Below are 24,150 nucleotides of genomic sequence, written 5' to 3' on the forward strand. Positions count from 1 at the left end.
GCCCCTCATCCGCCCCCACGGAAGGAACCCGATGTCCACCGAGCCCACTCCCGGCAACGAGCACGGCCAGATCACCACGGACGACCCGGTACCGGCACCCGGCGAGGCGTCCGGCTGCCCGGTCGCCCACGGCAGCACGCTGCCGCACCCCACGCAGGGCGAGCCCAACCGCGTGTGGTGGCCGAACAAGCTCAACGTCGACATCCTGGCCAAGCACGCCCCGGCCAAGGACCCGATGGACCCCGACTTCGACTACGCCGCGGAGTTCTCCTCGCTCGACCTCGCCGCGGTGAAGCGCGACATCGCCGAGGTGCTCACCACCTCGCAGCCGTGGTGGCCGGCCGACTTCGGCAACTACGCCCCCTTCATGATCCGCATGGCGTGGCACAGCGCCGGCACCTACCGCGTGTTCGACGGCCGCGGCGGCGCGGGCGCCGGCATGCAGCGCTTCGCGCCGCTCAACAGCTGGCCCGACAACGTCAACCTCGACAAGGCCCGCCGCCTGATCTGGCCGATCAAGAAGAAGTACGGCAAGAAGATCTCGTGGGCCGACCTCATGATCCTCACGGGCAACGTGGCGCTCGAGTCCATGGGCTTCGAGACCTTCGGCTTCGCCGGCGGCCGCGCCGACGTGTGGGAGCCGGACGACGACGTCTACTGGGGCCCCGAGACCGAGTGGCTCGGCACCGACAAGCGCTTCTCGGGCGACCGCGAGCTGGAGAAGCCGCTGGGCGCCACGACCATGGGCCTCATCTACGTCAACCCCGAGGGCCCCGAGGGCGTGCCGGACCCGGTCGCCGCGGCCCGCGACATCCGCGAGACCTTCGGCCGGATGGCCATGAACGACGAGGAGACCGTCGCGCTCATCGCCGGCGGCCACACCTTCGGCAAGACCCACGGCGCCCACCAGGACGACCGCCTCGGGCCCGACCCCGAGGCCGCGCCGCTGGAGAACCAGGGCTTCGGCTGGAAGAACGGGTACGGCGAGGGCCACGGCGCCGACACCGTCACCAGCGGTCTCGAGGTCACCTGGACCTACCACCCGACCCGCTGGGACAACGAGTTCTTCCACATCCTCTTCGCCTACGAGTGGGAGCTGATGGAGTCGGCCGCGGGCGCGAAGCAGTGGCGCCCGAAGAACGGCTCGGGCGCCGACATGGTGCCGGACGCCCACGGCGACGGCCGTCGCGAGCCCCGCATGCTCACCACCGACCTGGCGCTGCGCTTCGACCCGGTCTACGAGCAGATCTCGCGCCGCTTCCGCGACGAGCCCGAGGCGTTCGCCGACGCGTTCGCCCGCGCCTGGTTCAAGCTCACGCACCGCGACATGGGCCCGATCCAGCGCTACCTCGGTCCCGAGGTGCCCTCCGAGGTGCTGATCTGGCAGGACCCGGTGCCGGCGGCGACGTACGAGGCCATCGACGGCGAGGACATCGCCGTGCTCAAGAGCCAGGTGCTCAGCTCCGGCCTCACCACCGCCCAGCTCGTCACCACCGCGTGGGCGTCGGCCTCGACGTACCGCAGCAGCGACAAGCGCGGCGGCGCCAACGGTGCCCGCATCCGCCTCGAGCCGCAGAGCGGCTGGGAGGTCAACAACCCCGACGAGCTGGCGCGGGTCCTGCAGGTGCTCGAAGGCATCCAGGAGAACTTCAACGCCAACGCGGGCGCCAAGCAGGTGTCGCTGGCCGACCTCATCGTGCTGGCCGGCTCCGCGGCCGTCGAGCACGCGGCGAAGGAGGGCGGCGTCGACGTCGAGGTGCCCTTCACGCCCGGCCGCACCGACGCGAGCGCCGAGCAGACGGACGTCGAGTCCTTCAGCTACCTCGAGCCCGCCGCCGACGGCTTCCGCAACTGGGTGGGCAAGGGCAACCGCCTCCCGGCGGAGTTCCTGCTCGTCGACCGCGCCAACCTGCTGGGGCTGACCGCGCCCGAGATGACCGTCCTCGTGGGCGGCATGCGGGTGCTCGGCGCCAACCAGGACGGCTCCGCCACCGGCGTCCTCACCGACCGCCCGGGCGTGCTGACGAACGACTTCTTCGTCAACCTGCTCGAGCTCGGCACCACGTGGACGGCGACCGACGACACCAAGGAGACCTACACGGGCGTCACGGCCACCGGCGAGACGGTCGTCGGCAGCCGGGTCGACCTGCTGTTCGGTGCGAACTCCGAGCTGCGCGCCATCGCCGAGGTCTACGCCAGCGACGACGCGGGCGAGAAGTTCGTGCGCGACTTCGTCGCCGCGTGGACGAAGGTCATGGAGGCCGACCGCTTCGACCTGGTCTGAGCACGACCCGGCGCACGCGCCGGGAGCACGACGTACGACGAGGCCCGCGGCACCCGCCGCGGGCCTCGTCCCGTCTGCGGGTCCCGTCCGCCCCTCCGCGAGCCGCCCGCTCAGAGGGTGAGGGGCTGGCGGTGCGGGCCCGGCGCGGCGCCGCGGGCGGTGCGGCGCAGGTGGGTGACGTCGCGGTGCAGGTCGTCCCACACCTCCCGCAGCACCGCGACGCCCGCGGCGATGACCTCGGGCGCGGCCGTGAACGGCACGCGCAGGAACCGCTCGTGGGTGCCGTCGATGCAGAACTTCGGCCCGGCGGTCACCCGCAGCCCGCGGGCCTGGGCCGCCGAGGCGAGAGCCGAGCTGACCGGCACCCCGAGGTCGACCCACAGGCACAGCCCGCCCGCGACGTCGGGCACCTGCCAGGCCGGCAGGTCGCGACGCAGCAGCCCGACGAGCAGGTCGCGCCGCTCCCGCAGCTCCTCGCTGCGGGCGCGCACCATGGCGTCGTACCGGTCGAGCACGACGCCCGCCACCCGCTGCTCGAACGCCGGGGTGCCGAGGTCGCCCGCCGGGCGGCGGTGGGCCAGCTGGTGCACGGTCCGGGCGTCCGCGCGGACCCAGCCGATCCGCAGCCCGCCCCACGCGACCTTGCCGAGCGAGCCCAGCGTGACGGCGCTCGCGAGGCGGTCGGTGCACAGGGCCGCGAACGGCTCCCCGGCGGGCCGGCCGTCCAGGTCGAGGTCCACGGTCGTCTCGTCCACCACGAGCACCGTGCCGCTGCGCCGGGCGGCGGCCGCCACCCGCCGGCGGTCCTCGGCGCCGAGGGTCGCGCCCGTCGGGTTGTGGAAGTCGGGCAGGAGGTACGCCAGGGCCGGGCGCACCCGGTCGAGCACGTCGACGAGGTGGTCGACGTCCCAGCCGTCGGACCCGACCGGCGTCGGCACCAGGCGGGCGCCGGCCTCGCGCAGCGCCTCGTAGCCGTGGGGGTACGTCGGGGACTCCACCACCACGCGGTCACCGGGCCGCAGCAGCGTGCGGGCCACCAGCGCCAGCCCGTGCTGGGCGCCGAGGGTCACCATGACCTCCTCGGGCGTGGTGGGCAGGCCGCGGCGGGTGTAGCGGTCGGCGATGCGGGCCCGCAGGGCCGGGTCGCCCAGCACGTCGAAGCCGCCGAGCGCTAGCACGCCCTCGGCGTCGGCGGCCACCTCGCGCAGGACGTCCGCCAGGCCGACGACGGGGCCGGGCACGGCGTGGGCGAAGTCGACGGCCGCCCGCTCGCCGTCCCGCGGCGCCGGGAGCACCGTCACGCTGCCGGAGCCCCGCACGCTCACGAGGTGGCCGGTCTCGCGGAGCCGCGCGTAGGCCGAGACGATCGTCGTGCGGCTGCGGCCCAGCTCCTCGGCCAGCTCACGCTCCGCGGGCAGGCGGGTCTGCGGGGCGAGGCGTCCGTCCTCGACGAGGAGTCGCACGCGGTCGGCGAGGGCGACGTACGCCGCGCCGCGCCCGGCGTCCCAGTCCGGCCCCAGGAGGGTGGCGAGGCGCCGTGCCCCCACGTGCGCCCGCACGGCCGGGCGCGCGACGAGGGGCAGGGGAGCGGGGGCGGCGGTGGTGTCGGGGACAGGACGAGACGGGGGCACGGGGCCATTCCACCAGTCCGCCCGGCCCCGGCGCAGGTCCAACCGCGCGCGGGTGGACCTCGAACCGCCCGCAGCGGACCAGTCCGCGTGCACTGGACCGCGCGCGCACCACGCCGCGACCGGTCCACTCGCACCGTGGCCCCACCCGGGGCCGGACGAGGAGAAGGGCCATGACGGTGGAGCTGACGGAGCTGGTGGGTGCGGTGGCGGCCGGGGGAGCGCTGCTGGCGCTGGGCGCCCGGACCCTGTGGGTGGTCGGCGCGGACCGTGCGCGACCGCAGCGGACGGACGCGGCGTACGACACCCGCCGACCCCGGCCCTAGGGCGTCGGGAGCGGCGGGTGCCGGGAGGTGCGGGTGCGTCAGGCGGCGACGACCTCGAGGCGCTGGCGGGGCAGGGCCTCGGGGTTGTGCTCCTGCACCCAGGCGACGAGGCGCTCGCGCACGAGGCACCGCAGGTCGAACAGGGTGCCGGGGTCGTCGGCGGTGACGCTGGCGCGCACCTGCACGAAGCCCTGCGTGGCCCCGGTGACCACGAGACCGCTGTCCCGGCCGTTGAACAGCTCGGTGTCGGCGAGCACCCTCTCGAACTCGCTGCGCAGGCCGTCGAGGTCGATGTGCCAGTCGAGGTCGAGCTCGACGGTGCCCATCATCTCGGAGTCCTTGCGCGTCCAGTTCTCGAACGGGTTGCTCGTGAAGTAGGTGCAGGGGAGCACGAGGCGGCGGTCGTCCCAGATCTTCACGACGACGTAGGAGAGCGTGATCTCCTCGATGGTCCCGTACTCCTCCTCGACGATCACCACGTCGTCGATGCGGATGGCGTCGCTGAAGGCGAGCTGCAGACCGGCGAAGAGGTTGCCGAGGGTGGACTGGGCGGCGAGGGCGGCCACGACGGAGACGAGGCCCGCGGAGGCCAGGAGGCTGGCGCCGACGGCGCGCACGCCGGGGAACGACAGCAGGATGGCACCGAGCGCGACGACCACGATGCCGACCACGACGAGCCGGCGCGCGACCTGCACCTGGGTGCGCACGCGCTTCGCGTTGCGGGGGTCCAGCTCGAGGTCCGCGCGGCGCAGCGCGGCGTCGACGACGAAGAGCACGACGACCGCGAGCAGCCACGCCCCGTTGACGATGCCGAGGATGCGCAGGCCCAGCGCCACCGTGTCCCACAGCTCCGCCCCGTCGCCGCGGGGTCTGTTGGCGGCGACCACGGCGTTGAGGCCGATGACCAGCACGAGCACGCGGAACGGGAAGCGGGCCGTGCGGACGAGGTCCTCGGCGGGCGGCCAGCGGTGACCGACCCGTCGTACGGCGGCGGGGACGACCGCGCCGATCGCGACGGAGACGGCCACCACGACGCCCGTGGACCAGAGCAGCTGCAGGAGCTCGGGAGGCATCACTCCACCATGGGGGAACGGCGCCGCTGCCTCAAGTCGCTGCGCCGGAGGTGCGCGTGAGGCGCGCCACGGCCCGGTCAGCGTCGCGTCAAGACGGGCCCGCGGGGCGTCAGGGAACCGTCAAGGACGTCGGTGCGGCGCGGCGGGCGGCGCCACGATCCCGGGCGTGACTGATCTCCTCCTCGTGGCGCTGACGCTCGTCGTGTTCGCGCTCCTCACGCTGCTGGTCGGCCGGCTCGACCGGGACCGACCGGGTACGGCGGCTCGCGACGCGGGTGCCGACCGGTGAGCGCCGTCGTCCCCGCCGTCGGCCAGGTGCTGGTCCTCGTGGCCGTCCTCGCCCTCGCCGTGCCCCTGCTGGGCCGCCACCTGGCCCGCACCTACACCTCCGCGGACCACCTCGGGATCGAGCGGGTGGCCTACCGCGCGCTGCGCCTGGACCCCGACGCCGACCAGCACTGGCGCACGTACGCCCTGTCGGTGCTCGGCTTCTCGCTCGTCGGCATCCTCGCGCTGCAGGCGCTCGGCCGGCTGCAGCAGCACCTGCCGTTCTCGCTCGGGTTCGGGGCGCTGCCCGCGGACGGCGCCTGGAACACCGCGGTCAGCTTCGTGACCAACACGAACTGGCAGTGGTACTCCGGCGAGGCGGCGCTGGGCCACCTCGCGCAGGCCTCCGGTCTCACGGTGCAGAACTTCGTCTCGGCGGCCTCCGGCATGGCGGTGGCGGCCGCCTTCGCCCGCGCGCTGGCGCGCAGCGAGGCCGGTGGGCGGATCGGCAACTTCTGGACCGACCTGGTGCGCGGCGTCGTCCGCGTGCTGCTGCCCGTCGCCCTCGTCTCCGCCGTGCTGCTCGTGCTGCTCGGCGTCGTGCAGAACCTGCACGCCCCGCGCGTCGTCTCGACGCTCACGGGCGGCGAGCAGAGCGTCACCGGCGGTCCGGTGGCCAGCCAGGAGGCGATCAAGGAGCTCGGCACGAACGGCGGCGGCTTCTACAACGCGAACTCGGCGCACCCGTTCGAGAACCCGACGCCGCTGTCGAACCTCCTCGAGATCGGCCTGATGTTGCTGGTGCCCCTCGCGATGGCGTGGGCGTTCGGCCTCATCGTCGGCGACCGGCGCCAGGGCGCGGCCGTCCTCGGCGCGATGGGCGGGCTGTTCCTCGTCGGCGTGACCCTGCTGACCTGGGCCGAGATGGCAGGGCCCGGCACGGTGCCCGAGGCGGCCGGCGGGGCGCTGGAGGGCAAGGAGCTGCGGTTCGGCACGGCCGGTTCGGCGCTCTTCGCGGCGGCCACGACCGGCACGTCGACCGGGGCGGTCAACGCGATGCACGACTCCCTGACGGCGCCCGGTGGCGGCGTGGCGATGTTCGGCATGCTGCTCGGCGAGGTGTCGCCCGGCGGCGTCGGGTCCGGGCTCTACGGCATGCTCGTGCTCGCGGTGGTCACGGTGTTCGTCGCCGGGCTGATGGTCGGCCGCACGCCGGAGTACCTCGGCAAGAAGATCGGCCAGCGCGAGATCGTGCTCGTCGCCGGCTACGTGCTGACTACGCCGTTCCTCGTGCTCGTCGGCACCGCGGTCGCCCTGTCGGTCCCCGCCGGTCTGGCCGGGCTGCAGGAGGACGGGCCGCACGGCCTCTCCGAGGCGCTCTACGCGGTGGCCTCGGCCTCCAACAACAACGGCAGCGCCTTCGGCGGCCTGACCTCGGGCACCCCGTTCTGGAACACGCTGCTCGGCGTCTGCATGCTGCTCGGCCGGTTCCTGCCGATGGTGCTCGTCCTCGCCCTCGCGGGGCGCTTCGCCACCGCCAAGCGGCTGCCTGCCGGCGCCGGCACCCTGCCGACCCACCGCCCCCTGTTCGTGGTCCTCCTCGTCGGCGTCGCGCTCGTCGTGGTCGGCCTGACCTTCGTCCCCGTGCTCGTCCTCGGCCCGATCGTGGAGTCCCTCTCGTGAACCGCACCGCACTGCTCGACCCCGCCCAGCTCGCCACCGCCCTGCCCGGCGCCCTCGCGAAGCTCGACCCCCGGGCGCTCGTCGCCACCCCCGTGATGCTCGTCGTCGAGGTGGGGGCCGTGCTGACCACGGTGCTCGCCGTCCTCGACCCGAGCTTCTTCGCCTGGTCCGTCACCGTCTGGCTCTGGCTGACCGTGCTGTTCGGCAACCTCGCCGAGTCGGTCGCGGAGGGGCGCGGCAAGGCCCAGGCGGCCAGCCTGCGGGCGCTGCAGACCGAGACGACGGCGCGGCGTCGTACCCCCGCGGGCACGCTCGAGGACGTGCCGAGCACCGCGCTGCGGGCCGGCGACCTCGTCGTCGTCGAGGCGGGGGAGCGCATCCCCGGCGACGGCGACGTCGTCGAGGGCGTGGCGTCGGTCGACGAGTCGGCCGTGACGGGCGAGTCGGCCCCGGTCATCCGCGAGTCGGGCGGCGACCGCTGCGCCGTCACCGGTGGTACGACGGTGCTGTCGGACCGCATCGTCGTGCGGATCACCTCCGACCCGGGCCGCTCGTTCGTCGACCGGATGATCGGTCTCGTCGAGGGCTCGGAGCGCCAGCGCACGCCCAACGAGATCGCGCTCGACGTGCTGCTCGGGGCGCTGACCGCCGTCTTCGTCGTGGTCTGCGCGACCCTGTGGGTCGTCGCCGACCACAGCGGCGCCCGCGTGCCCGTCCTCGTGCTCGCCGCGCTGCTGGTGTGCCTCATCCCCACGACGATCGGCGCGCTGCTCTCGGCGATCGGCATCGCGGGCATGGACCGCCTGGTGCGCCGCAACGTGCTCGCCATGTCGGGCCGCGCCGTCGAGGCCGCGGGCGACGTCGACGTGCTGCTGCTCGACAAGACCGGCACCATCACGCACGGCAACCGTCGGGCGCACGAGGTGCTGACCACGCCGGGCGTGCCCCGCGAGGAGCTCGTCGAGGCGGCCCTGCTGTCCTCGCTCGCCGACGAGACCCCGGAGGGGCGCAGCATCGTGGAGCTGCTCGCCGGGCCGGGCGAGCACGCCGTACCGGCCGGGGCGGTGCTCGTGCCCTTCTCGGCCACGACCCGCACCAGCGGCGTGGACCTGGCGGACCGCTCGGTGCGCAAGGGGGCCGCGTCCGCGGTGTGCGCCTGGGCCCGGGAGACCGGGGGAGCGGAGCCCGCCGAGGTGCTCGCGGCCGTCGAGCAGGTGAGCGCCGCGGGCGGCACGCCCCTGGTGGTCGCCGAGCGGCGCGGCCAGGAGCCGGTGCGGCTGCTCGGCGTCGTGCACCTCAAGGACGTCGTCAAGGACGGCATGCGGGAGCGCTTCGCCGAGCTGCGGGCCATGGGCATCCGCACGGTGATGATCACCGGCGACAACGCGATCACCGCCGCCGCCATCGCCCACGAGGCCGGCGTGGACGACTTCCTCGCCGAGGCCACGCCCGAGGACAAGCTGGACCTCATCCGCGAGGAGCAGGCGGGCGGGCGCATGGTCGCGATGTGCGGCGACGGCACCAACGACGCGCCGGCGCTGGCCCAGGCCGACGTGGGGGTCGCGATGAACACGGGCACGACCGCGGCCAAGGAGGCCGGCAACATGGTCGACCTCGACTCCGACCCGACGAAGCTCATCGACGTCGTGGAGATCGGCAAGCAGCTGCTCATCACCCGCGGGGCGCTGACGACCTTCTCGGTGGCGAACGACGTGGCGAAGTACTTCGCGATCCTGCCGGCGATGTTCGTCGTGGCCTTCCCGCAGCTCGACGTCCTCAACGTCATGCGGCTCTCCAGCCCGGAGTCGGCCATCCTCTCCGCGGTCGTCTTCAACGCGCTCGTCATCGTCGCGCTGATCCCGCTCGCCCTGCGCGGCGTGCGCTACCGGCCCGACTCCGCGGACCGGCTGCTGCGCCGCAACCTCCTGGTCTACGGCGTCGGCGGCCTCGTGACCCCGTTCGTCGGGATCAAGCTCATCGACCTCGTCGTCTCCCTCCTGCCCGGTCTGTGACCCGGCCGTCCCCCGAGAGGAACCACCCGTGAGAGACCTCCTCACCCTGCTGCGCCAGTCCCTGGCCGGGCTGCGCGTCCTGCTCGCCGCCACGCTGCTCGTCGGCGTCGCCTACCCGCTCGCCGTCACCGGCATCGCCCAGGCCGTCTCCCCGTGGCGCGCGAACGGCTCGCTCGTCACCGCGGACGGGGACCGCACCACCGACCCCGGCGAGGCCGTCGGCTCGGCCCTGCTGGGCCAGGGAGTCGACGACGCCGGGCTCTTCCAGCCCCGCCCCTCGGCGGCCGGTGACGGCTGGGACCCGCTGGCGACGGCCGGCTCCAACCTCGGCCCCGAGAGCCCGGAGCTGCTCGCGCTGGTCGAGGAGCGCCGTACCGAGGTCGCGGCCCGCGAGGGCGTCGACCCCGCCGACGTCCCCCCGGACGCGCTGACCGCGTCGGCCTCGGGCCTGGACCCGCACGTCTCGCAGGAGTACGCCGCGCTGCAGGTCCCGCGGGTCGCGGCCGCCCAGGGCCTGGCCGAGGACGAGGTGCGCGCGCTCGTCGCCGAGCACACGTCCGGTCGCACGCTCGGCGTCCTCGGCGAGCCGCACGTCGACGTGCTGGGGCTCAACATCGCGGTGCTCGGGGCCGCGGGCGAGGGCGACTAGATTGGCGCGCATGACGCCGTCGGACCAGGGGAGGCGCGGTCGGCTGACCGTGTACCTCGGGGCCGCCCCGGGGGTGGGCAAGACCTACGCGATGCTCGGTGAGGCCCACCGCCGGGCGGCGCGGGGCACCGACGTCGTCGTCGGGTACGTCGAGACCCACGACCGCGTCCACACCGTCGGGCAGGTGGAGGGCCTGGAGGTCGTGCCGCGGCGCACCGTGACCTACCGCGGCGCCACCTTCACCGAGATGGACACCGAGGCGGTCATCGCCCGGCGCCCGGCGGTGGTGCTGGTCGACGAGCTCGCGCACACCAACGTGCCGGGCTCGCGCCACGAGAAGCGCGCGCAGGACGTGGAGGAGATCCGCGCGGCCGGCATCGACGTCATCACCACGGTCAACATCCAGCACCTGGAGTCGCTCAACGACGAGGTGGAGCGCATCACGGGCGTCCGGCAGCGCGAGACGGTGCCCGACGAGGTGGTGCGCACCGCCGAGCAGATCCAGCTCGTCGACATGTCCCCGGACGCGCTGCGGCGCCGGATGGCCCACGGCAACATCTACCGGGCGGAGAACGTCGACGCGTCGCTCGCGTCGTACTTCCGGGTGGGCAACCTGACCGCGCTGCGGGAGCTGGCGCTGCTGTGGCTGGCCGACCGGGTGGACGCGGCGCTGGGGGACTACCGCCGCGCCCACCGCATCGCCGAGCCGTGGCCCGCCAAGGAGCGGATCGTCGTCGCCGTCACCGGCGGACCCGAGAGCGAGACGCTGCTGCGCCGCGGCGCCCGCCTCGCGCAGCGGGCGGCGGGGGCGGAGCTGCTCGCGGTGCACGTCATCGCCACCGACGGCCTGCGCGGCACCGACGAGCGCCGCCTGGCCCGGTCGCAGCAGCTCGTCGCCACCCTGGGCGGCACCTTCCACGCCGTGGCCGCCGACGACGTGCCCGCCGCGGTGGTCGACTTCGCGACGGGCGTCAACGCGACGATGGTCGTGGTCGGCGTCTCGCGCCACGGCCGGGTACGCCGGCTCTTCGCCGGCACGACCGGTGACCGCATCGCCTCGCTCGCCGGCGCGATCGACGTGCACCTCGTGACCCACGACCACGTGGCGCGGCTGACGCGCACCCGCTCGACGCTGAGCCCCCTGAGCCCGCTGCGGCAGGGGATCGGGTGGGCCCTGGCCGTGCTGCTCCCGGTGGCGCTCGGGGCGGCGCTGCACGAGGTGGCTGCCACCGACGACCTGCCGCTGGCGACCCTCCTGCTGCTCGCCGCGACCGTGCTGGTGGCGCTCGTCGGCGGGCTGATGCCGGCGCTGCTGGCGGCGCTGGTGGCGTTCGTGACGCTCAACGTCTGGTTCACGCCGCCCTTCGACAGCCTCACCATCGCCGAGCCGCGCAACGCGGTGACGCTGGCGGTGTTCCTCGCCGTGGCGGCGGCCGTCGCGACGGTCGTCGACCGGGCCTCGCGACGGGCCGCGGAGTCGGTGCGGACCCGCACGGAGGCCGCGACCATGGGGGCGCTGTCGCGCTCGGTGCTGACCGGGCAGGACACCGCGGAGGCCATCGTCGCCAAGGTGCGGGAGGTGTTCGGGCAGGACGCCGTCGCCCTGCTGGAGCGCTCGGGCGCCGGGTGGGCGACGGTCGCGCGCTCCGGCGAGGGCGACGCGGGGTCGCCCGAGGCCGGCCGCACGCGCGCCGAGGTCGACGCCGACCACGTGCTCGTGCTCTGCGGCGAGCCCCTGCGGGCCAGCGACCGGCGGGTGCTCGAGGCGTTCGCCGTGCAGACGAGCCTGGTGCTGGAGTACCGCCGCCTGCGCGCCCGCGAGGAGCGCGCCGCCGCCCTCGAGAGCGCCGAGTCGACGACGACCGCGATCCTGCGGGCCGTCTCGCACGACCTCCGCACCCCGCTCGCCACGATGCGCGCCAGCGTCGACGGGCTGCTGGTCGGCGGGCTCGACGCCGAGGACCGGGCCGCGCTCGTCGAGTCGGTCGACGACGCGACCGACCAGCTGGAGCGTCTCATCAACAACCTGCTCGACCTGTCCCGGTTGCAGACCGGCGTGCTGCGCCCGGTGCTGCGCGACCTCAGCCTCGTCGAGGTGCTGCCGCTGGCGGTGGCGGGGCACCCGCCGGGCGCGGTGCGGCTGGAGCTGGACGAGGCGACGCCGCTGGTGCGCACCGATCCCGGGCTCGTCGAGCGCGTGGTGGCGAACGTGCTGGGCAACGCCGTGCGCGTCTCGCGCGGCGCCCCGGTGCGGGTGCTCGTGCACGCCGGCCCGACCAACGTCGACGTGCTCGTCGTCGACCAGGGGCCTGGCGTGCCCGCCGCCGAGCGGGAGCGCATGTTCGAGCCGTTCCAGCGGCTCTCCGACACCGGTGGTGGCGGCCTCGGGCTCGGCCTCGCCGTCGCCCGCGGGCTGACCGAGGCCGTCGGCGGGGCGCTGTCCGCCGAGGACACGCCCGGCGGGGGACTGACCCTCGTGCTGACCCTGCCGCGCGCCGTACCGGGCGGTGCGGAGGCGGGTGCGGAGGCGGAGGCGGGCGCCGGTCTTGCGTCCCCGACGGCGGCCGAGGTCGCGCGGTGAGCCCGAGGGTGCTGGTCGTCGACGACGAGCCGGCCCTCGCGCGGGCGCTGGCGATCAACCTGCGGGCGCACGGCTGGGAGGTCGTGACCGCCGCGGACGGGCGCGGGGCGCTCGAGGCCGCGGCCTCGACCCGGCTGGACGTCGTGCTGCTCGACCTCGGCCTGCCCGACATGGACGGCACGGAGGTGCTGGCCGGCCTGCGCGGCTGGACGAGCGTGCCCGTGGTCGTGCTCTCCGCGCGCCAGCACGGCGAGGACAAGGTCGAGGCCCTCGACCTCGGGGCCGACGACTACGTGACGAAGCCCTTCGCGATGAACGAGCTGATGGCGCGCCTGCGCGCGGCCGTACGGCGCGGCGCCACCGCCGCCCCCTCCGTCGACCCCGTCGTGGAGGTCGGTGACCTGATGATCGACCTGGCCCGCAAGAAGGTCGCCCGGGGAGGTGTGGACGTGCGGCTCACCCCCACGGAGTGGGGGTTCCTCGAGCTGCTGGCGCGCAACGTCGGCCGGCTCGTGACCCGCGAGCAGGTGCTGCGCGAGGTGTGGGGCCCGGGCTACGAGCACGAGATGCACTACCTGCGCGTCTACGCCGCCCAGCTGCGCGGCAAGCTCGAGGCCGACCCGGCCCACCCCCGCCACCTCGTCACCTCCGCCGGGCTCGGGTACACGCTCGAGCCGTAGGCCCGGCGGCCGCCTGGCCCGCGCGGTGCCCCGTCCGGTGGTTGAGGTGGCCGCCCCGGCGGCCCTCGAAACCAGGTCGGGCATGCCGGTGGCCCCGTCCGGTGGTTGAGGTGTGGCCGCCCCGGCGGCGCTCGAAACCAGGTCGGGCATGCCGGTGGCCCCGTCCCGTGGTTGAGGTGGCCGCCCTGGCGGCGCTCGAAACCACGCCTGGACATGCCGGTGGCCCCGCCACGGTGGTGCTCGGTGGCGGGGTCGGCGGTGCGCTGCTGCCTGGCTCAGTCGAACGGCGTCGTGCCGGTGGAGTCGACGGCGTAGCGGAGCCCGTGCGGGCTGGTCCAGATGTAGGTGCCGAGTGGATCGCGGTAGTAGTGCCATCGCCGGTCAGGCGGCGGGTGCACGTCGGGTGGGTCGCTGCTGGGTGGACCGAAGTCGAGTGGGCTGGCCCCGGTCGGGGAGGGGTGTGTCTTGATCCGGTGTTCGCCCCGACACAGTGGCGCCAGGTTGCTGGTCGAGGTCTGCCCGGCGCCGGGTGCTGCTTCTCGCCGGTAGGCCTCGGTGTGGTCGAGGTCGAGGTCTCGTGCTGGTCGTCCGCAGTAGGGGAACGCGCAGGTGGGTCGGTCGAGCCGGACCCTCTCGGCGATGCGGTCGGGGATCTCGTAGGCGTCGACGGCGACGTGCTCGGCGAGGTCGATGACGGGCATGACGGTGACCTTGGTGCCGGGCGTGCGGCACCAGTCGCGGACCTGGTCGGCGGTGACGAGGCCGCGGGTGTTCTCGAGGCGGGCCAGGTCGATTCCGACGCTGCCGGTGGCGGGGTCGATGCTGGGTCCTGCGTCCATTCCGTCGCCGCTGCGGTGCGAGGCAGTCGCGGCGTCGCTGAGGTGGACGTAGAGCACGACCTGCCGCGCAGGTGTCCGGGTCGAGCCGACCGGCGTGTCCCGGTCTGGGTCGGCGCCGTCCAGGTCGAGCGCGGTCTGTCGCCGGGCGAGCTCGCCCACCGCCATGGAGCGGCGGACGTCGAGGTCGGCGTCCCATCCGGCGGCGGCGAGGTCGGCCGCCACTCGCTGCACGGCGTTGTTCAGGTCGAGGGCGTCGGCGACGTCGAGGGATCCGTGCACGGCGACAACTCCGGTCCACGGCGACGCGCTGTCGGCGGGGGTCGTCTCGATCGCGAAGTACCGACCCGCGTCGGCGTCCGCCCGGTCCAGCTCGGCGTTCTCGGGGTCGAACCGGGCTACCGCTTCGGCGACGAGGCGCTCGACGGTCGGCATCGTGGCGCGGTGCGCGAGGGGGGCGAGGTTGCGGTCGACGAAGTCCGCGGCCTCGGGGGTGAGGGTGCGGGTGAGGGCGGCGATCTTCCTCGCGCGCCACACTGGCAGCGCCTGCTTCTGCGTCAGGGGGTCGGCCCCGGCGAGGACACGGTCCCAGAGGCGGGGGAGGCGGTGGCGCAGCTCGATCGCGTCACCGACGAGCGGTCGGCCGGAGGCGACGGAGCGGCCGAGGGCTGCGGAGATCTCGTACAAGCAGAACTCTGAGACCAGCGGCGCGCCCGGACCGCCGAGCTCGAGGAACCGATCCCCGCCGGGGACCGAGGTGGGGTCTTCCGACCAGAGCCCGAGCGGGCCGATCGGGTCGCCCACGGTGCCGTCGGTGTGGGCGTCGGCCCAGTCCGCGACCGCGACGAACGCCGCCACCTCCGCCGCGCGCTGAGCCGCTGCAGCGGCTCGGGCGGCTGCGAGCAGCGCCGTCGAGTCGATGGCCGGAGGGGCCTCGACGACGGCGGTGCTCGGGTGGTTCATACGGACAACGCTAGGGGCGACCACCGACAGTTCCGGGTCCGAGAGCGGGGGCTGGGGAAAGAAGATCTAGGAGTCTGAGCGTCGCCAGAGCCCCTCGGCCGGCGACCGTTCTCGAGGTGGTTTCGAGGGCCGCTGGGGCGGCCGCCTCAACCACCGGTTCGGCCGCTGGGGCGGCCACCTCAACCACCGGGTCGAGCGCGGCCGCCACAACCACCGGGAAGGGCACAGCCGCGTCGAACCCCGTGGTTTCGAGGGCCGCTGGGGCGGCCACCTCAACCACCGACCGGAGCCACCTCGACCACCGGACCGAGGACCGCCCCCGACCCCGGACCGCCCCCCGTCACCCGCCGACGCGGTCGCCGCCGGCGTACACGGTGAGGCGATCGCCGCGGGAGAACCCCACGACGGTCAGGCCGGTGCGCTGGGCGAGCTCGACGGCGAGCGACGAGGGCGCGCCGACGGCGGCGAGGACGGGGATGCCGGCCATGACCGCCTTCTGCGCCAGCTCGAAGGACGCCCGTCCGCTCACCTGCAGCACGGTGCCGCGGAGGGGGAGGCGCTGCTCGCGGTGCGCCCAGCCGACCACCTTGTCGACGGCGTTGTGGCGTCCGACGTCCTCCCGCACGACGAGCCGGTCGCCGGCGGCGGTGAACAGGCCGGCGGCGTGCACCCCGCCGGTGCGCTCGAAGTCGCCCTGCTGCTCCCGCAGGCCGTCGGGCAGGGCGGCCAGCACGGACGCGTCGACGACGGTGGGGTCGTCGCCCAGGTCGTGGCTCGAGGTGGTGGCGACCGCGTCGATCGACTCCAGCCCGCAGACGCCGCAGGCGCTGGTGCCCTCCACCCGCCGCCCGCGGGTCGCGGCGACGGCGGCCGCGACGGGGGACACGGCGGCGTCCACCACGTTGTAGGTCTGCAGCCCGTCGGGGCCCACGCCCGCGCAGTAGCGCAGCTCCACCAGGTCGGTCGGCGCGCGCAGCACGCCGTCGCCGACCAGGAACCCGGCGACGAGGTCGAAGTCGTCGCCGGGGGTGCGCATGGTGACGGCGTACGGCGCGCCCGCGACGCGCACCTCCAGCGGTTCCTCGACCGCCAGGTGCTCCTCGCGGGTACGGCGGGCCAGCACGGCCGTACCTCCCGGCCCGCCCGAGCCGCCCGGCGCTCCCGGCCCGGTCGCCTCGGGCAGGCGCAGCACGGTGGCGCGCACGCGTCGTACCCGCTTGCCGGCCACGCAGGGCCCCCTTCACGAGGAGTAGGTTGGCCGCCAGCCTAGCCAGCAGGGGAGGACGTCGTGGTGCGTCGCAGCTCGGTCGACCGCGCGGTCGAGAACATCGACGAGTCGGCGCTGGAGGTGGGCCCGCCGAAGGAGCGCGCCGTCGGCGTGCCGGCCGTCGCCCGCGCCACGCAGATGGCGGTCGAGCAGATGGGCGCGGCCCGCACCGCGCGCACGCTCGCCCTGGTCAACCAGACCCACGGGTTCGACTGCCCCGGCTGCGCGTGGCCGGAGGCGAAGCACCGCAGCCGCGCCGAGTTCTGCGAGAACGGCGCCAAGGCGGTGGCCGAGGAGGCGACGAAGCGGCGGGTGCCGCCGGAGTTCTTCGCCGCCCACCCAGTGGCCGAGCTGGCCACCTGGGACGACTACTCGCTGGGCCAGCAGGGCCGACTCACCCAGCCGATGCTGCTCGACGAGGGCGCGACGCACTACCGGCCCGTCAGCTGGGAGGAGGCGTACGACGTGGTGGCGCAGGAGGTCGCGCGCCTGTCGAGCCCCGACGAGCTGGTGTTCTACACGTCGGGCCGCACGTCGAACGAGGCCGCGTTCTGCTGGCAGCTGCTGGCGCGCGGCCTCGGCACGAACAACCTCCCGGACTGCTCCAACATGTGCCACGAGTCCAGCGGCTCGGCGCTCACCGAGACCATCGGCATCGGCAAGGGCAGCGTCTCGCTGCTCGACGTCGAGACCGCCGAGCTCGTCGTCGTGGCGGGCCAGAACCCCGGCACCAACCACCCCCGCATGCTCTCCGCCCTGGAGAAGACGAAGCGGGCGGGCGGGCGCATCGTGGCGATCAACCCGCTGCGCGAGGCCGGGCTCCTGCGCTTCGACAACCCGCAGAAGGTCCGCGGGGTCGTGGGCAGCGGGACCGACCTCGCCGACGTCTACCTCCAGGTGCGCCTCGGCGGCGACCAGGCGCTCTTCCAGGCCCTCGGGGCCCTGCTGCTCGAGGCCGAGGACGCCGCCCCCGGCACGGTGCTCGACCACGAGTTCCTCGCCGACCACACCCACGGCTTCGAGGAGTACGCCGCCCACCTGCGGGCCCTGGACTGGTCCGAGGTCGAGACCGCCACGGGCCTGCCCCGCGCGCAGATCGCGGAGGTCGCGGACCTGCTGCGCGAGTCCCGCTCGACCGTCCTGTGCTGGGCCATGGGCCTCACCCAGCACAAGCACTCGGTGCCCACGCTGCGCGACGCCGTCAACCTGCTGCTGCTCCAGGGGAACATCGGCAAGCCCGGTGCGGGTGTGTGCCCGGTGCGGGGCCACTCCAACGTCCAGGGCGACCGCACGATGGGCATCTTCGAGCGGATGCCGGACGAGTTCCACGACGCGCTCGACGCCGAGTTCTCCTTCGCGTCCCCCCGCGCCCACGGCCACGACACGGTCGCCGCCATCGAGGCCATGCGCGACGGCACGGCGAAGGTCTTCCTCGGGATGGGCGGCAACTTCGCCCGGGCGACCCCCGACACCGCGGTGACCGAGGCGGCGCTGGCCTCGCTCGAGCTGACCGTGCAGGTCTCCACGAAGCTCAACCGCTCCCACGTCGTGCACGGGCGCCGCGCCCTCATCCTGCCGACGCTGGGCCGCACCGACCGCGACGTGCAGGCGACCGGCCCCCAGCGCGTCACGGTCGAGGACTCGATGAGCGCGGTGCACGCCTCCGAGGGTCGGCTCGAGCCCCCGAGCGAGCACCTGCGCAGCGAGGTCGCGATCATCACCGAGCTCGCGGAGCGGCTGCTCGCCGGCCGCCCGGGTGCCCCCGTCGCCGACTGGCGGGCCTTCCGGGAGGACTACGCCACCATCCGCGCGGCGGTGGAGCGCGTCGTACCCGGGTTCGAGGACTTCGAGCGGCGCATCGACTCCCCGGGTGGCTTCGTGCTGCCGAACAAGCCACGCGACGAGCGGGGCTTCGCGACGGCGTCGGGCCGGGCCGAGCTCACGGTGAACGCCCTGGAGTACCCCCGCGTGCCGCCCGGGCGCCTGCTCCTGCAGACGATCCGCTCGCACGACCAGTACAACACCACGATCTACGGCCGCGACGACCGCTACCGGGGCATCAGCGGCGGGCGTCGGGTGGTGTTCGTGCACCCCGAGGACGTGCGCGCGCTGGGCCTGGCCGACGGCGACCTCGTCGACCTCGTCTCGGAGTGGGCGGACGGCGATCGCCGCGCACCGGACTTCCGCGTGGTCCCGTACGCGACCCCGCGGGGCTGCGTGGCGGCGTACTACCCGGAGACGAACGTGCTCGTCCCCCTGGGCTCCTACGCCGACACGAGCCGCACGCCCACGTCGAAGTCGGTCGTCGTGCGGCTCGAGCCCGTCACGGGCGGTGACCGGTGAGCGCCGAGCACGCCCGCACGCACGCCGCCGCGGTCGCGAACCTCTCCGCGATCGTCGACGGCGTCACCGACTGGGCCGCGCCCACGCCCGTCGCCGAGTGGCGCGCGCGGGACGTCGTCGGACACCTCGTCGAGTGGCTGCCGGGGTTCCTCGGCGGGTCCGGCGTCGAGCTGCCCGGCGGGCCCGGGGCCGCCACCGACCCGGTCGCCGCCTGGCGTCACCACGCCGTCGCCGTGCAGGAGCTGCTCGACGACCCGGCCACCGACGGGCTCGTCCTCGCGAACCCGCACGTCGGCGAGCTGCCGGTGCCGGACGCCGTCGACCGCTTCTACACGACCGACGTGTTCCTGCACGCCTGGGACCTCGCCCGGTCCTCCGGCCAGCCCCACGGCCTCGACCCGCAGTGGTGCGCGGCCGTGCTCGCCGGCATGGAGCCGGCCGAGGCGGTGCTGCGGGCCAGCGGGCAGTTCGGCGAGCGGGTCGCCGTACCCGACGACGCCCCGGCGCCGGACCGGCTCATGGCCTTCCTGGGCCGCGACCCCGCCTGGCGTCCCTGAGGCCGCGGACCGACCTCAGGCGCCGAAGCGCATCGCGAACCCGTCGACCCGCACGCTGGCCAGGGGACGGGCACCGGTCAGCCACGCGAGCGGCCCGTCGGCCGGTGACTCCCAGGTGGCGCGGGCGAGCCGCACGGACCGCGCGCTCGCCCGCACCGGCGTCCACACGGTCGCGGCGCCGGGCGCGTCCGGCGGCCCCACGGGCAGGGTCTGCGCGATGTGGGCGGTGGCCGGGAACGGCAGGGGTACGCCGGGCAGGCGGCCCGGCCGGAAGGTCGCGCGGGCCAGCGGGGTGCCGTCCCGGCGCGCCTCCAGCGCGCCGTCGCCGAGGGCGGGGAACGACGCCAGGTTCTTCGGCACCCCCCACAGCGCGCGCCCGCCGTCGCGGGAGGCGGGGGAGTCGACCCAGATGTCGGTGATCGCCAGCCCCACCCGGGCGCCCGAGCGCACGAGGACGCCGGCGAGGAGCTCGCCGTACGTCATCTGCCCGGGCGGGCGGTAGTCGACGAACATCGTGAGCGCCACCCGGCCGACCGGCCGCACCCCCGCGGGCAGCGGCGGCAGCGACCCGCGCACGCGCCACGCGCTGATCCAGCCGCGGCCCGTCAGGTCCCACGGCTGCGGCGGGTACCCGCTCATGCCGGCTCCCTCGTGACGGTCGGGCCCAGCCGCAGGGCGGCGGGGGCGGACGTCGGCACCACCGGGTGCCGGGGTGCGACCGGCGCGATCCGCTGGTACGGCGTACCCAGCGGCGGGCGGGGGTCCGCCTCGCCCTTGTTCGGCCACAGCGAGACCGCGCGCTCGGACAGCGCGGTGATCGACAACGACGGGTTGACCCCGAGGTTGGCGCACAGCGCGGAGCCGTCGACGACGTGGAGCCCGGGGTGGCCGTGGACGCGGTGGTAGGGGTCGATGACGCCCTCCTCGGCGCTGGCCCCCATCCGGCAGCCGCCGGTGAAGTGGCCGGTGGTCGGCACGTCGACCAGGTCGTTCCAGGCGCCGGCGGGCTCGCCGTCCACCTGCTCGGCGATGCGGCGGGCGAGGGCGTGGCCGGCGGGGATCCACACGGGGTTCGGCTCGCCCTCGCCCGGACGGGCCGTCAGGCGGCGCCCCGGACGACCGGTGAGCCGCCGCTTGCGCAGGCCCGTCGTCAGCGAGTTGTCGAGCGACTGCATGACGAGCAGCACGATGGTGCGCTCCGACCAGTCCCGCGGGTCGTGGAACGCCAGCAGCGAGCGCCGCTTGCGCCACATCTCGCGCAGGCCGACGCGCCAGCGCAGCACGCCCTCCTCGGGGTCGGCGAGCGTCGCCATCAGCAGCGCCATCGCGTTCGACCCGGGGCCGTAGCGCACCGGCTCCACGTGCGTCGACTCGTCGAGGTGGATCGAGGAGGTGATCGCCACGCCCTCGCTGAAGTCGGTCGTGCCGTGCCGGCCCGAGCGCTTCGCGCGCACCCCGAGGATCGCCTCGGAGTTGGTGCGCGACAGCTCGCCGAGCCGCGGCGAGATGCCCGGCAGCGAGCCCGAGGCGCGCAGCCGGTGCAGCAGCCGCTGCGTGCCGAGCGCGGCCGCCGAGAACACGACCTGCTCCGCGGTGAACGTGCGGCCCGTCCGGAGCGAGCCCGACGGGCGGGTCGTGACGGCGTACCCGCCCCCGGGGAGCGGTCGGACGTCGGTGACGGTGGTCATCGGGTGGACCTCCGCGCCGGCCTGCTCGGCGAGGTGGAGGTAGTTCTTCACCAGCGTGTTCTTGGCCCCGACCCGGCACCCGGTCATGCACGAGCCGCAGTCGGTGCAGGCCGTGCGCTCCGGACCGACCCCGCCGAAGTAGGGGTCGGCCACGCGCTCGCCGGGCGCGACGCCGTGGTCCTCGGGCCGCAGCACGCCGACGGGCGTCGGCACGAACGAGTCGGCGACCCCGAGGTCCTCGGCCGCCCGCCGCATCACGTCGTCCGAGGGGGTGCGGCGGGGGTACGTCGTGACGCCCAGCATCCGCTTGGCCTGGTCGTACGGGCCGCGCAGCTCGTCGCGCCAGTCGGTGAACCGCGCCCACGAGGGGTCGCGGTAGAAGGTCTCGCCCGGCTCGTAGAGCGTGTTGGCGTAGACGAGCGAGCCGCCGCCGACGCCCGCCCCCGACAGCACGAGCACGTCGCCGAGCAGCGTCATCCGCTGGATGCCGGACAGGCCCATGCGGGGCGCGAAGACGTAGTCGCGCAGGCGCCACGAGGACGTCGCGAACTCGTCGTCGGCGAAGCGGCGCCCCGCCTCGAGCACGCCGACCCGGTAGCCCTTCTCGACCAGGCGCAGCGCCGTGACGCTGCCGCCGAAGCCGGAGCCGATCACGAGGACGTCGTGGTCGTGTGCGGGGTCGTGCGGCATGCCCTCACCTCCTCGTAGTCGTCGAGCGCGAGCTCGGCGGTGCGGCGCTGGTACTCCGCCACCGTGCCCGGCCAGTTCGTCGTGATGCGGCCGGTGACGGTGCGGTACCAGCTCGCGCACCCCGCCCACACGCTGCGCGAGAGCCGCTCCTGCACCTCGCGGTCGTAGGCCTCGAACGCCTCCCGCCGCACCTCGAGACCCACCGCCCCGCGGGCGCGGGCCGCAGCCGTGGCGCGGGCCAGCTGCGCGACGTACGCCGCCTGGGGCTCGATCATCCCGAGGATGCTGGAGCCGCCGAGGTTCGTGTTGGGGCCGTACATGAGCGCCAGTCCCGGGAAGCCGGGGACCGTGACGCCGAGGTGGGCGCTCGCGCCGTGGCGCCACGTCTCGTGCAGCCGCTCGCCGTCGCGGCCGGTGACCTCGAGGTGGCGCAGGAAGTCGGTGGCGGCGAAGCCGGTGCCCCAGACGACCACGTCCACCTCGTGGCGTCGGCCGTCCGCGTCGACGACGGCGTCGGGCTCGACGCGGGCGACGGGCGCGGTGACGACGTCGACGTGCGGGCGGTCGAGGGTGCGGTACCAGTCGTTGGAGAAGAGCAGCCGCTTGCAGCCCAGCGGGTCGCTCGGCACGAGACGGGCGCGGAGGGCGGGGTCGCGCACCTGTCGACGCAGGTGCAGCCGCCACGCGCGGTGCAGCACGCGGGGGAGCGCCGAGCGGGGCAGTGCGCCGGTGAGCGCGCCGTTGAGCCACTCCGACAGGTGCCACACCGCTCGCCGCTCGAGACGGCGCAGCACCGCCGAGCGGGCCAGCAGGCGGCGCAGCCACCCGGGGTAGGCGCCGTCGGGCTTCATCACGACGTAGGGCGCCGAACGCTGGAAGACCGTGATGGAGCCCGCCCGGTCCGCGATGCCCGGCACGAGCTGGATCGCGCTCGCGCCGGTGCCGACGACCGCCACGCGCCTCCCGGCGAGGTCGACGTCGTGGCGCCAGGTGGCGGAGTGGAAGACGGGCCCGGCGAAGGACTCGAGCCCCGGCAGGGCCGGTACGACGGGCTCGCTCAGCTGCCCCACCGCACTGACGACCAGGTCGGTCTCGAGCGTCTCGCCCGAGGCGAGCGTGACCGTCCAGCGGCCGGTCGTGTCGTCGTACGTCGCGGCCACGGCCCGCACGCCGGTGCGCACGAGGGGGCGCAGGCCACGCCGGTCGGCGACCCGCTCGAGGTAGGCCAGGATGTCCGGCTGCTCGGAGTAGACCCGCCGCCAGCCGGGGTTGGAGTCGAACGAGAACGAGTAGAGCGAGGACGGGACGTCGCACGCGGCGCCGGGGTAGGTGTTGTCGCGCCAGACCCCACCGACGCCGTCGGCGCGCTCGAGGACGACGACGTCGACGCCCTCTGCGCGCAGGGTGTCCGCCGCGGCGAGGCCGGCGAAGCCGGCGCCGATGACGACGGCCGAGAGCCGGACGGGGGCCTCCGGGAGGGGGCGGGTGGTCGACATGGTGGTGACGCTAGGAGGAGCGGGGTGTGAGCCACGAGACATTCGCGGCCAGGTGATCCATGATTCCGGCCATGGTTGGTCTCCCCGTCGACGCCGCGTCCCCGGCGTCGTTCCCCGACCCGGTGCCGCGGGACTGGCACTTCCCGCGCTCGGTGGCCGGGGTGGCGGTGCTGCTCGACTGGGCGCGCTCGCGTGGGCTCGACGCGGCCGAGCTGCTGCGCGGCACCGGGCTGGCCGTCGCCGACGTGCACGTCGGTCCGGCGGGGGAGCGGGAGGTCACGGCCGACCAGGAGCTCACCGTCGTGCGGGCGCTGCTGCGCCACCTGCGTGCGGGTGCACCCGGCGGGGCGGGTGGGACGGCCGGCACGGGCGAGGACGCCCGGCTCGGTGCCGAGGTCGGCGGTGCCTACCACCTCAGCTCGTTCGGGATCTTCGGGTTCGCCCTGCTGGCGAGCCCGACGCTGGCCGACGCCGTCACGATGGCCACGCGCTACCTCGACCTCAGCTTCACCTTCGCGCTGCCGCGCGCCGAGCTGGTGCCGGCCGCGGGGACGGCGGACGCGGCGGTGCGGGTCGTCGTCGACGGCACGACCCTGCCCGCGGACGTGCGCGCGTTCCTCGTCGCCCGTGACGCCGTGGCCATCGCGACCGCGCTCGTCGAGCTGCTGCCCGACATGCCCGTGCGCGCCGAGCACTCCGCGGAGCGCGCCGAGATCACCTTCGCCGCCCGCCACCTCGGCCGCAGCCTGCCGCAGGGCAACCCGCAGACGGTCGCGGTCTGCGAGGGCCTGTGCGCCGACCTGGTGTCCCGGCGCCGGGCGCGGACCGGGGTCGCCCAGGAGGTGCGGGTGCTCGTCGCGCAGGAGCTCTCCCACGGCGCCCCCGCGGCGGCGGTGGCCGCGCGGCTCGGGCTGAGCGAGCGCACGCTGCGCCGACGGCTGGCGGGGGAGGGCACGTCGTACTCGGAGCTGCTCGACGAGGTGCGCAGCACGCTCGCGGTCGAGCTGCTGGCCACCACCCTGAGCCTCGACGACGTGGCGCTGCGGCTGGGGTACGCCGAGGCGTCCAGCTTCATCCACGCGCACCGGCGGTGGACCGGGCGGACGCCGCGCCAGCGGGGGTGACTC

Annotated in this window: 18 protein-coding genes; 11 read left to right on the forward strand and 7 right to left on the reverse strand. The window is 75.0% G+C overall.

What is annotated here, in order from left to right:
- The first annotated feature begins 31 nt into the window (after positions 1–31).
- Positions 32–2,284, forward strand: coding sequence for a catalase/peroxidase HPI (gene katG, locus INN71_RS04760; protein ID WP_301799771.1), 2,253 nt, complete (start codon positions 32–34; stop codon positions 2,282–2,284).
- Between the two features lie 110 nt (positions 2,285–2,394).
- Here the strand turns inward: katG and INN71_RS04765 are convergent, their stop codons facing one another.
- On the reverse strand, positions 2,395–3,915 hold the full coding sequence (locus tag INN71_RS04765) for a PLP-dependent aminotransferase family protein (protein ID WP_277498551.1): 1,521 nt from the start codon (positions 3,913–3,915) through the stop codon (positions 2,395–2,397).
- Between the two features lie 170 nt (positions 3,916–4,085).
- Between INN71_RS04765 and INN71_RS04770 the strand changes: the two genes are divergently transcribed.
- Positions 4,086–4,238: a hypothetical protein gene (locus INN71_RS04770; RefSeq protein ID WP_277498550.1), complete on the forward strand. Its 153-nt coding sequence runs from the start codon at positions 4,086–4,088 to the stop codon at positions 4,236–4,238.
- Positions 4,239–4,276: 38 nt separating this feature from the next.
- Here the strand turns inward: INN71_RS04770 and INN71_RS04775 are convergent, their stop codons facing one another.
- Positions 4,277–5,311, reverse strand: coding sequence for a mechanosensitive ion channel family protein (locus INN71_RS04775; RefSeq protein WP_277498549.1), 1,035 nt, complete (start codon positions 5,309–5,311; stop codon positions 4,277–4,279).
- Positions 5,312–5,477: 166 nt separating this feature from the next.
- Between INN71_RS04775 and INN71_RS04780 the strand changes: the two genes are divergently transcribed.
- From INN71_RS04780 to INN71_RS04805, 6 genes are read left to right on the forward strand one after another with little or no spacing between them, the layout of a single operon-like run.
- Entirely contained in the window at positions 5,478–5,600 is a 123-nt protein-coding gene (locus INN71_RS04780) for a hypothetical protein (protein ID WP_277498548.1), read from the forward strand.
- The gene (kdpA, locus tag INN71_RS04785; protein WP_277498547.1) at positions 5,597–7,261 is read left to right on the forward strand and encodes a potassium-transporting ATPase subunit KdpA; all 1,665 of its coding nucleotides are present in this window, start codon (positions 5,597–5,599) and stop codon (positions 7,259–7,261) included. The genes INN71_RS04780 and kdpA overlap by 4 nt, the downstream gene beginning before the upstream one ends.
- On the forward strand, positions 7,258–9,273 hold the full coding sequence (kdpB, locus tag INN71_RS04790) for a potassium-transporting ATPase subunit KdpB (RefSeq protein WP_277498546.1): 2,016 nt from the start codon (positions 7,258–7,260) through the stop codon (positions 9,271–9,273). Before kdpA ends, kdpB begins: the two co-directional genes overlap by 4 nt.
- A 28-nt stretch (positions 9,274–9,301) precedes the next feature.
- Entirely contained in the window at positions 9,302–9,922 is a 621-nt protein-coding gene (gene kdpC / locus INN71_RS04795) for a potassium-transporting ATPase subunit KdpC (protein WP_277498545.1), read from the forward strand.
- Between the two features lie 10 nt (positions 9,923–9,932).
- Positions 9,933–12,503, forward strand: coding sequence for an ATP-binding protein (locus INN71_RS04800; protein ID WP_277498544.1), 2,571 nt, complete (start codon positions 9,933–9,935; stop codon positions 12,501–12,503).
- Positions 12,500–13,183, forward strand: coding sequence for a response regulator (locus tag INN71_RS04805; protein WP_277498543.1), 684 nt, complete (start codon positions 12,500–12,502; stop codon positions 13,181–13,183). Before INN71_RS04800 ends, INN71_RS04805 begins: the two co-directional genes overlap by 4 nt.
- Before the next feature lie 275 nt (positions 13,184–13,458).
- Here the strand turns inward: INN71_RS04805 and INN71_RS04810 are convergent, their stop codons facing one another.
- Both INN71_RS04810 and fdhD read right to left on the reverse strand, forming a co-directional pair.
- A complete protein-coding gene (locus INN71_RS04810; RefSeq protein ID WP_277498542.1) occupies positions 13,459–14,982 on the reverse strand; it encodes an HNH endonuclease signature motif containing protein in 1,524 nt (507 codons plus the stop codon).
- Between the two features lie 340 nt (positions 14,983–15,322).
- Positions 15,323–16,210, reverse strand: coding sequence for a formate dehydrogenase accessory sulfurtransferase FdhD (fdhD, locus tag INN71_RS04815; protein WP_277498541.1), 888 nt, complete (start codon positions 16,208–16,210; stop codon positions 15,323–15,325).
- A 63-nt stretch (positions 16,211–16,273) separates the two neighbouring features.
- Between fdhD and INN71_RS04820 the strand changes: the two genes are divergently transcribed.
- Entirely contained in the window at positions 16,274–18,592 is a 2,319-nt protein-coding gene (locus INN71_RS04820) for an FdhF/YdeP family oxidoreductase (RefSeq protein WP_277498540.1), read from the forward strand.
- Complete coding sequence (locus INN71_RS04825) at positions 18,589–19,149, forward strand: TIGR03086 family metal-binding protein (protein ID WP_277498539.1); 561 nt, start codon at positions 18,589–18,591, stop codon at positions 19,147–19,149. Before INN71_RS04820 ends, INN71_RS04825 begins: the two co-directional genes overlap by 4 nt.
- Before the next feature lie 15 nt (positions 19,150–19,164).
- Here INN71_RS04825 and INN71_RS04830 read toward each other — a convergent pair whose 3' ends face one another.
- Genes INN71_RS04830 through INN71_RS04840 form a run of 3 tightly spaced genes read right to left on the reverse strand, consistent with a single transcriptional unit; the run spans position 19,165 to position 23,023 of the window.
- Positions 19,165–19,788: an acetoacetate decarboxylase family protein gene (locus INN71_RS04830; RefSeq protein ID WP_277498538.1), complete on the reverse strand. Its 624-nt coding sequence runs from the start codon at positions 19,786–19,788 to the stop codon at positions 19,165–19,167.
- Positions 19,785–21,527, reverse strand: coding sequence for an FAD-dependent oxidoreductase (locus tag INN71_RS04835; protein WP_277498537.1), 1,743 nt, complete (start codon positions 21,525–21,527; stop codon positions 19,785–19,787). Before INN71_RS04835 ends, INN71_RS04830 begins: the two co-directional genes overlap by 4 nt.
- Positions 21,488–23,023 (reverse strand): NAD(P)/FAD-dependent oxidoreductase, encoded by a 1,536-nt coding sequence (locus tag INN71_RS04840; protein WP_277498536.1) that lies wholly within the window; start codon positions 23,021–23,023, stop codon positions 21,488–21,490. The genes INN71_RS04835 and INN71_RS04840 overlap by 40 nt, the downstream gene beginning before the upstream one ends.
- 71 nt (positions 23,024–23,094) lie before the next feature.
- Between INN71_RS04840 and INN71_RS04845 the strand changes: the two genes are divergently transcribed.
- The gene (locus INN71_RS04845; protein ID WP_277498535.1) at positions 23,095–24,147 is read left to right on the forward strand and encodes an AraC family transcriptional regulator; all 1,053 of its coding nucleotides are present in this window, start codon (positions 23,095–23,097) and stop codon (positions 24,145–24,147) included.
- The last annotated feature ends 3 nt before the right edge of the window (positions 24,148–24,150 follow it).

Origin of the sequence: Nocardioides sp. ChNu-153 (genome assembly GCF_030466625.1) — a bacterium.
Lineage (GTDB): Bacteria > Actinomycetota > Actinomycetes > Propionibacteriales > Nocardioidaceae > Nocardioides.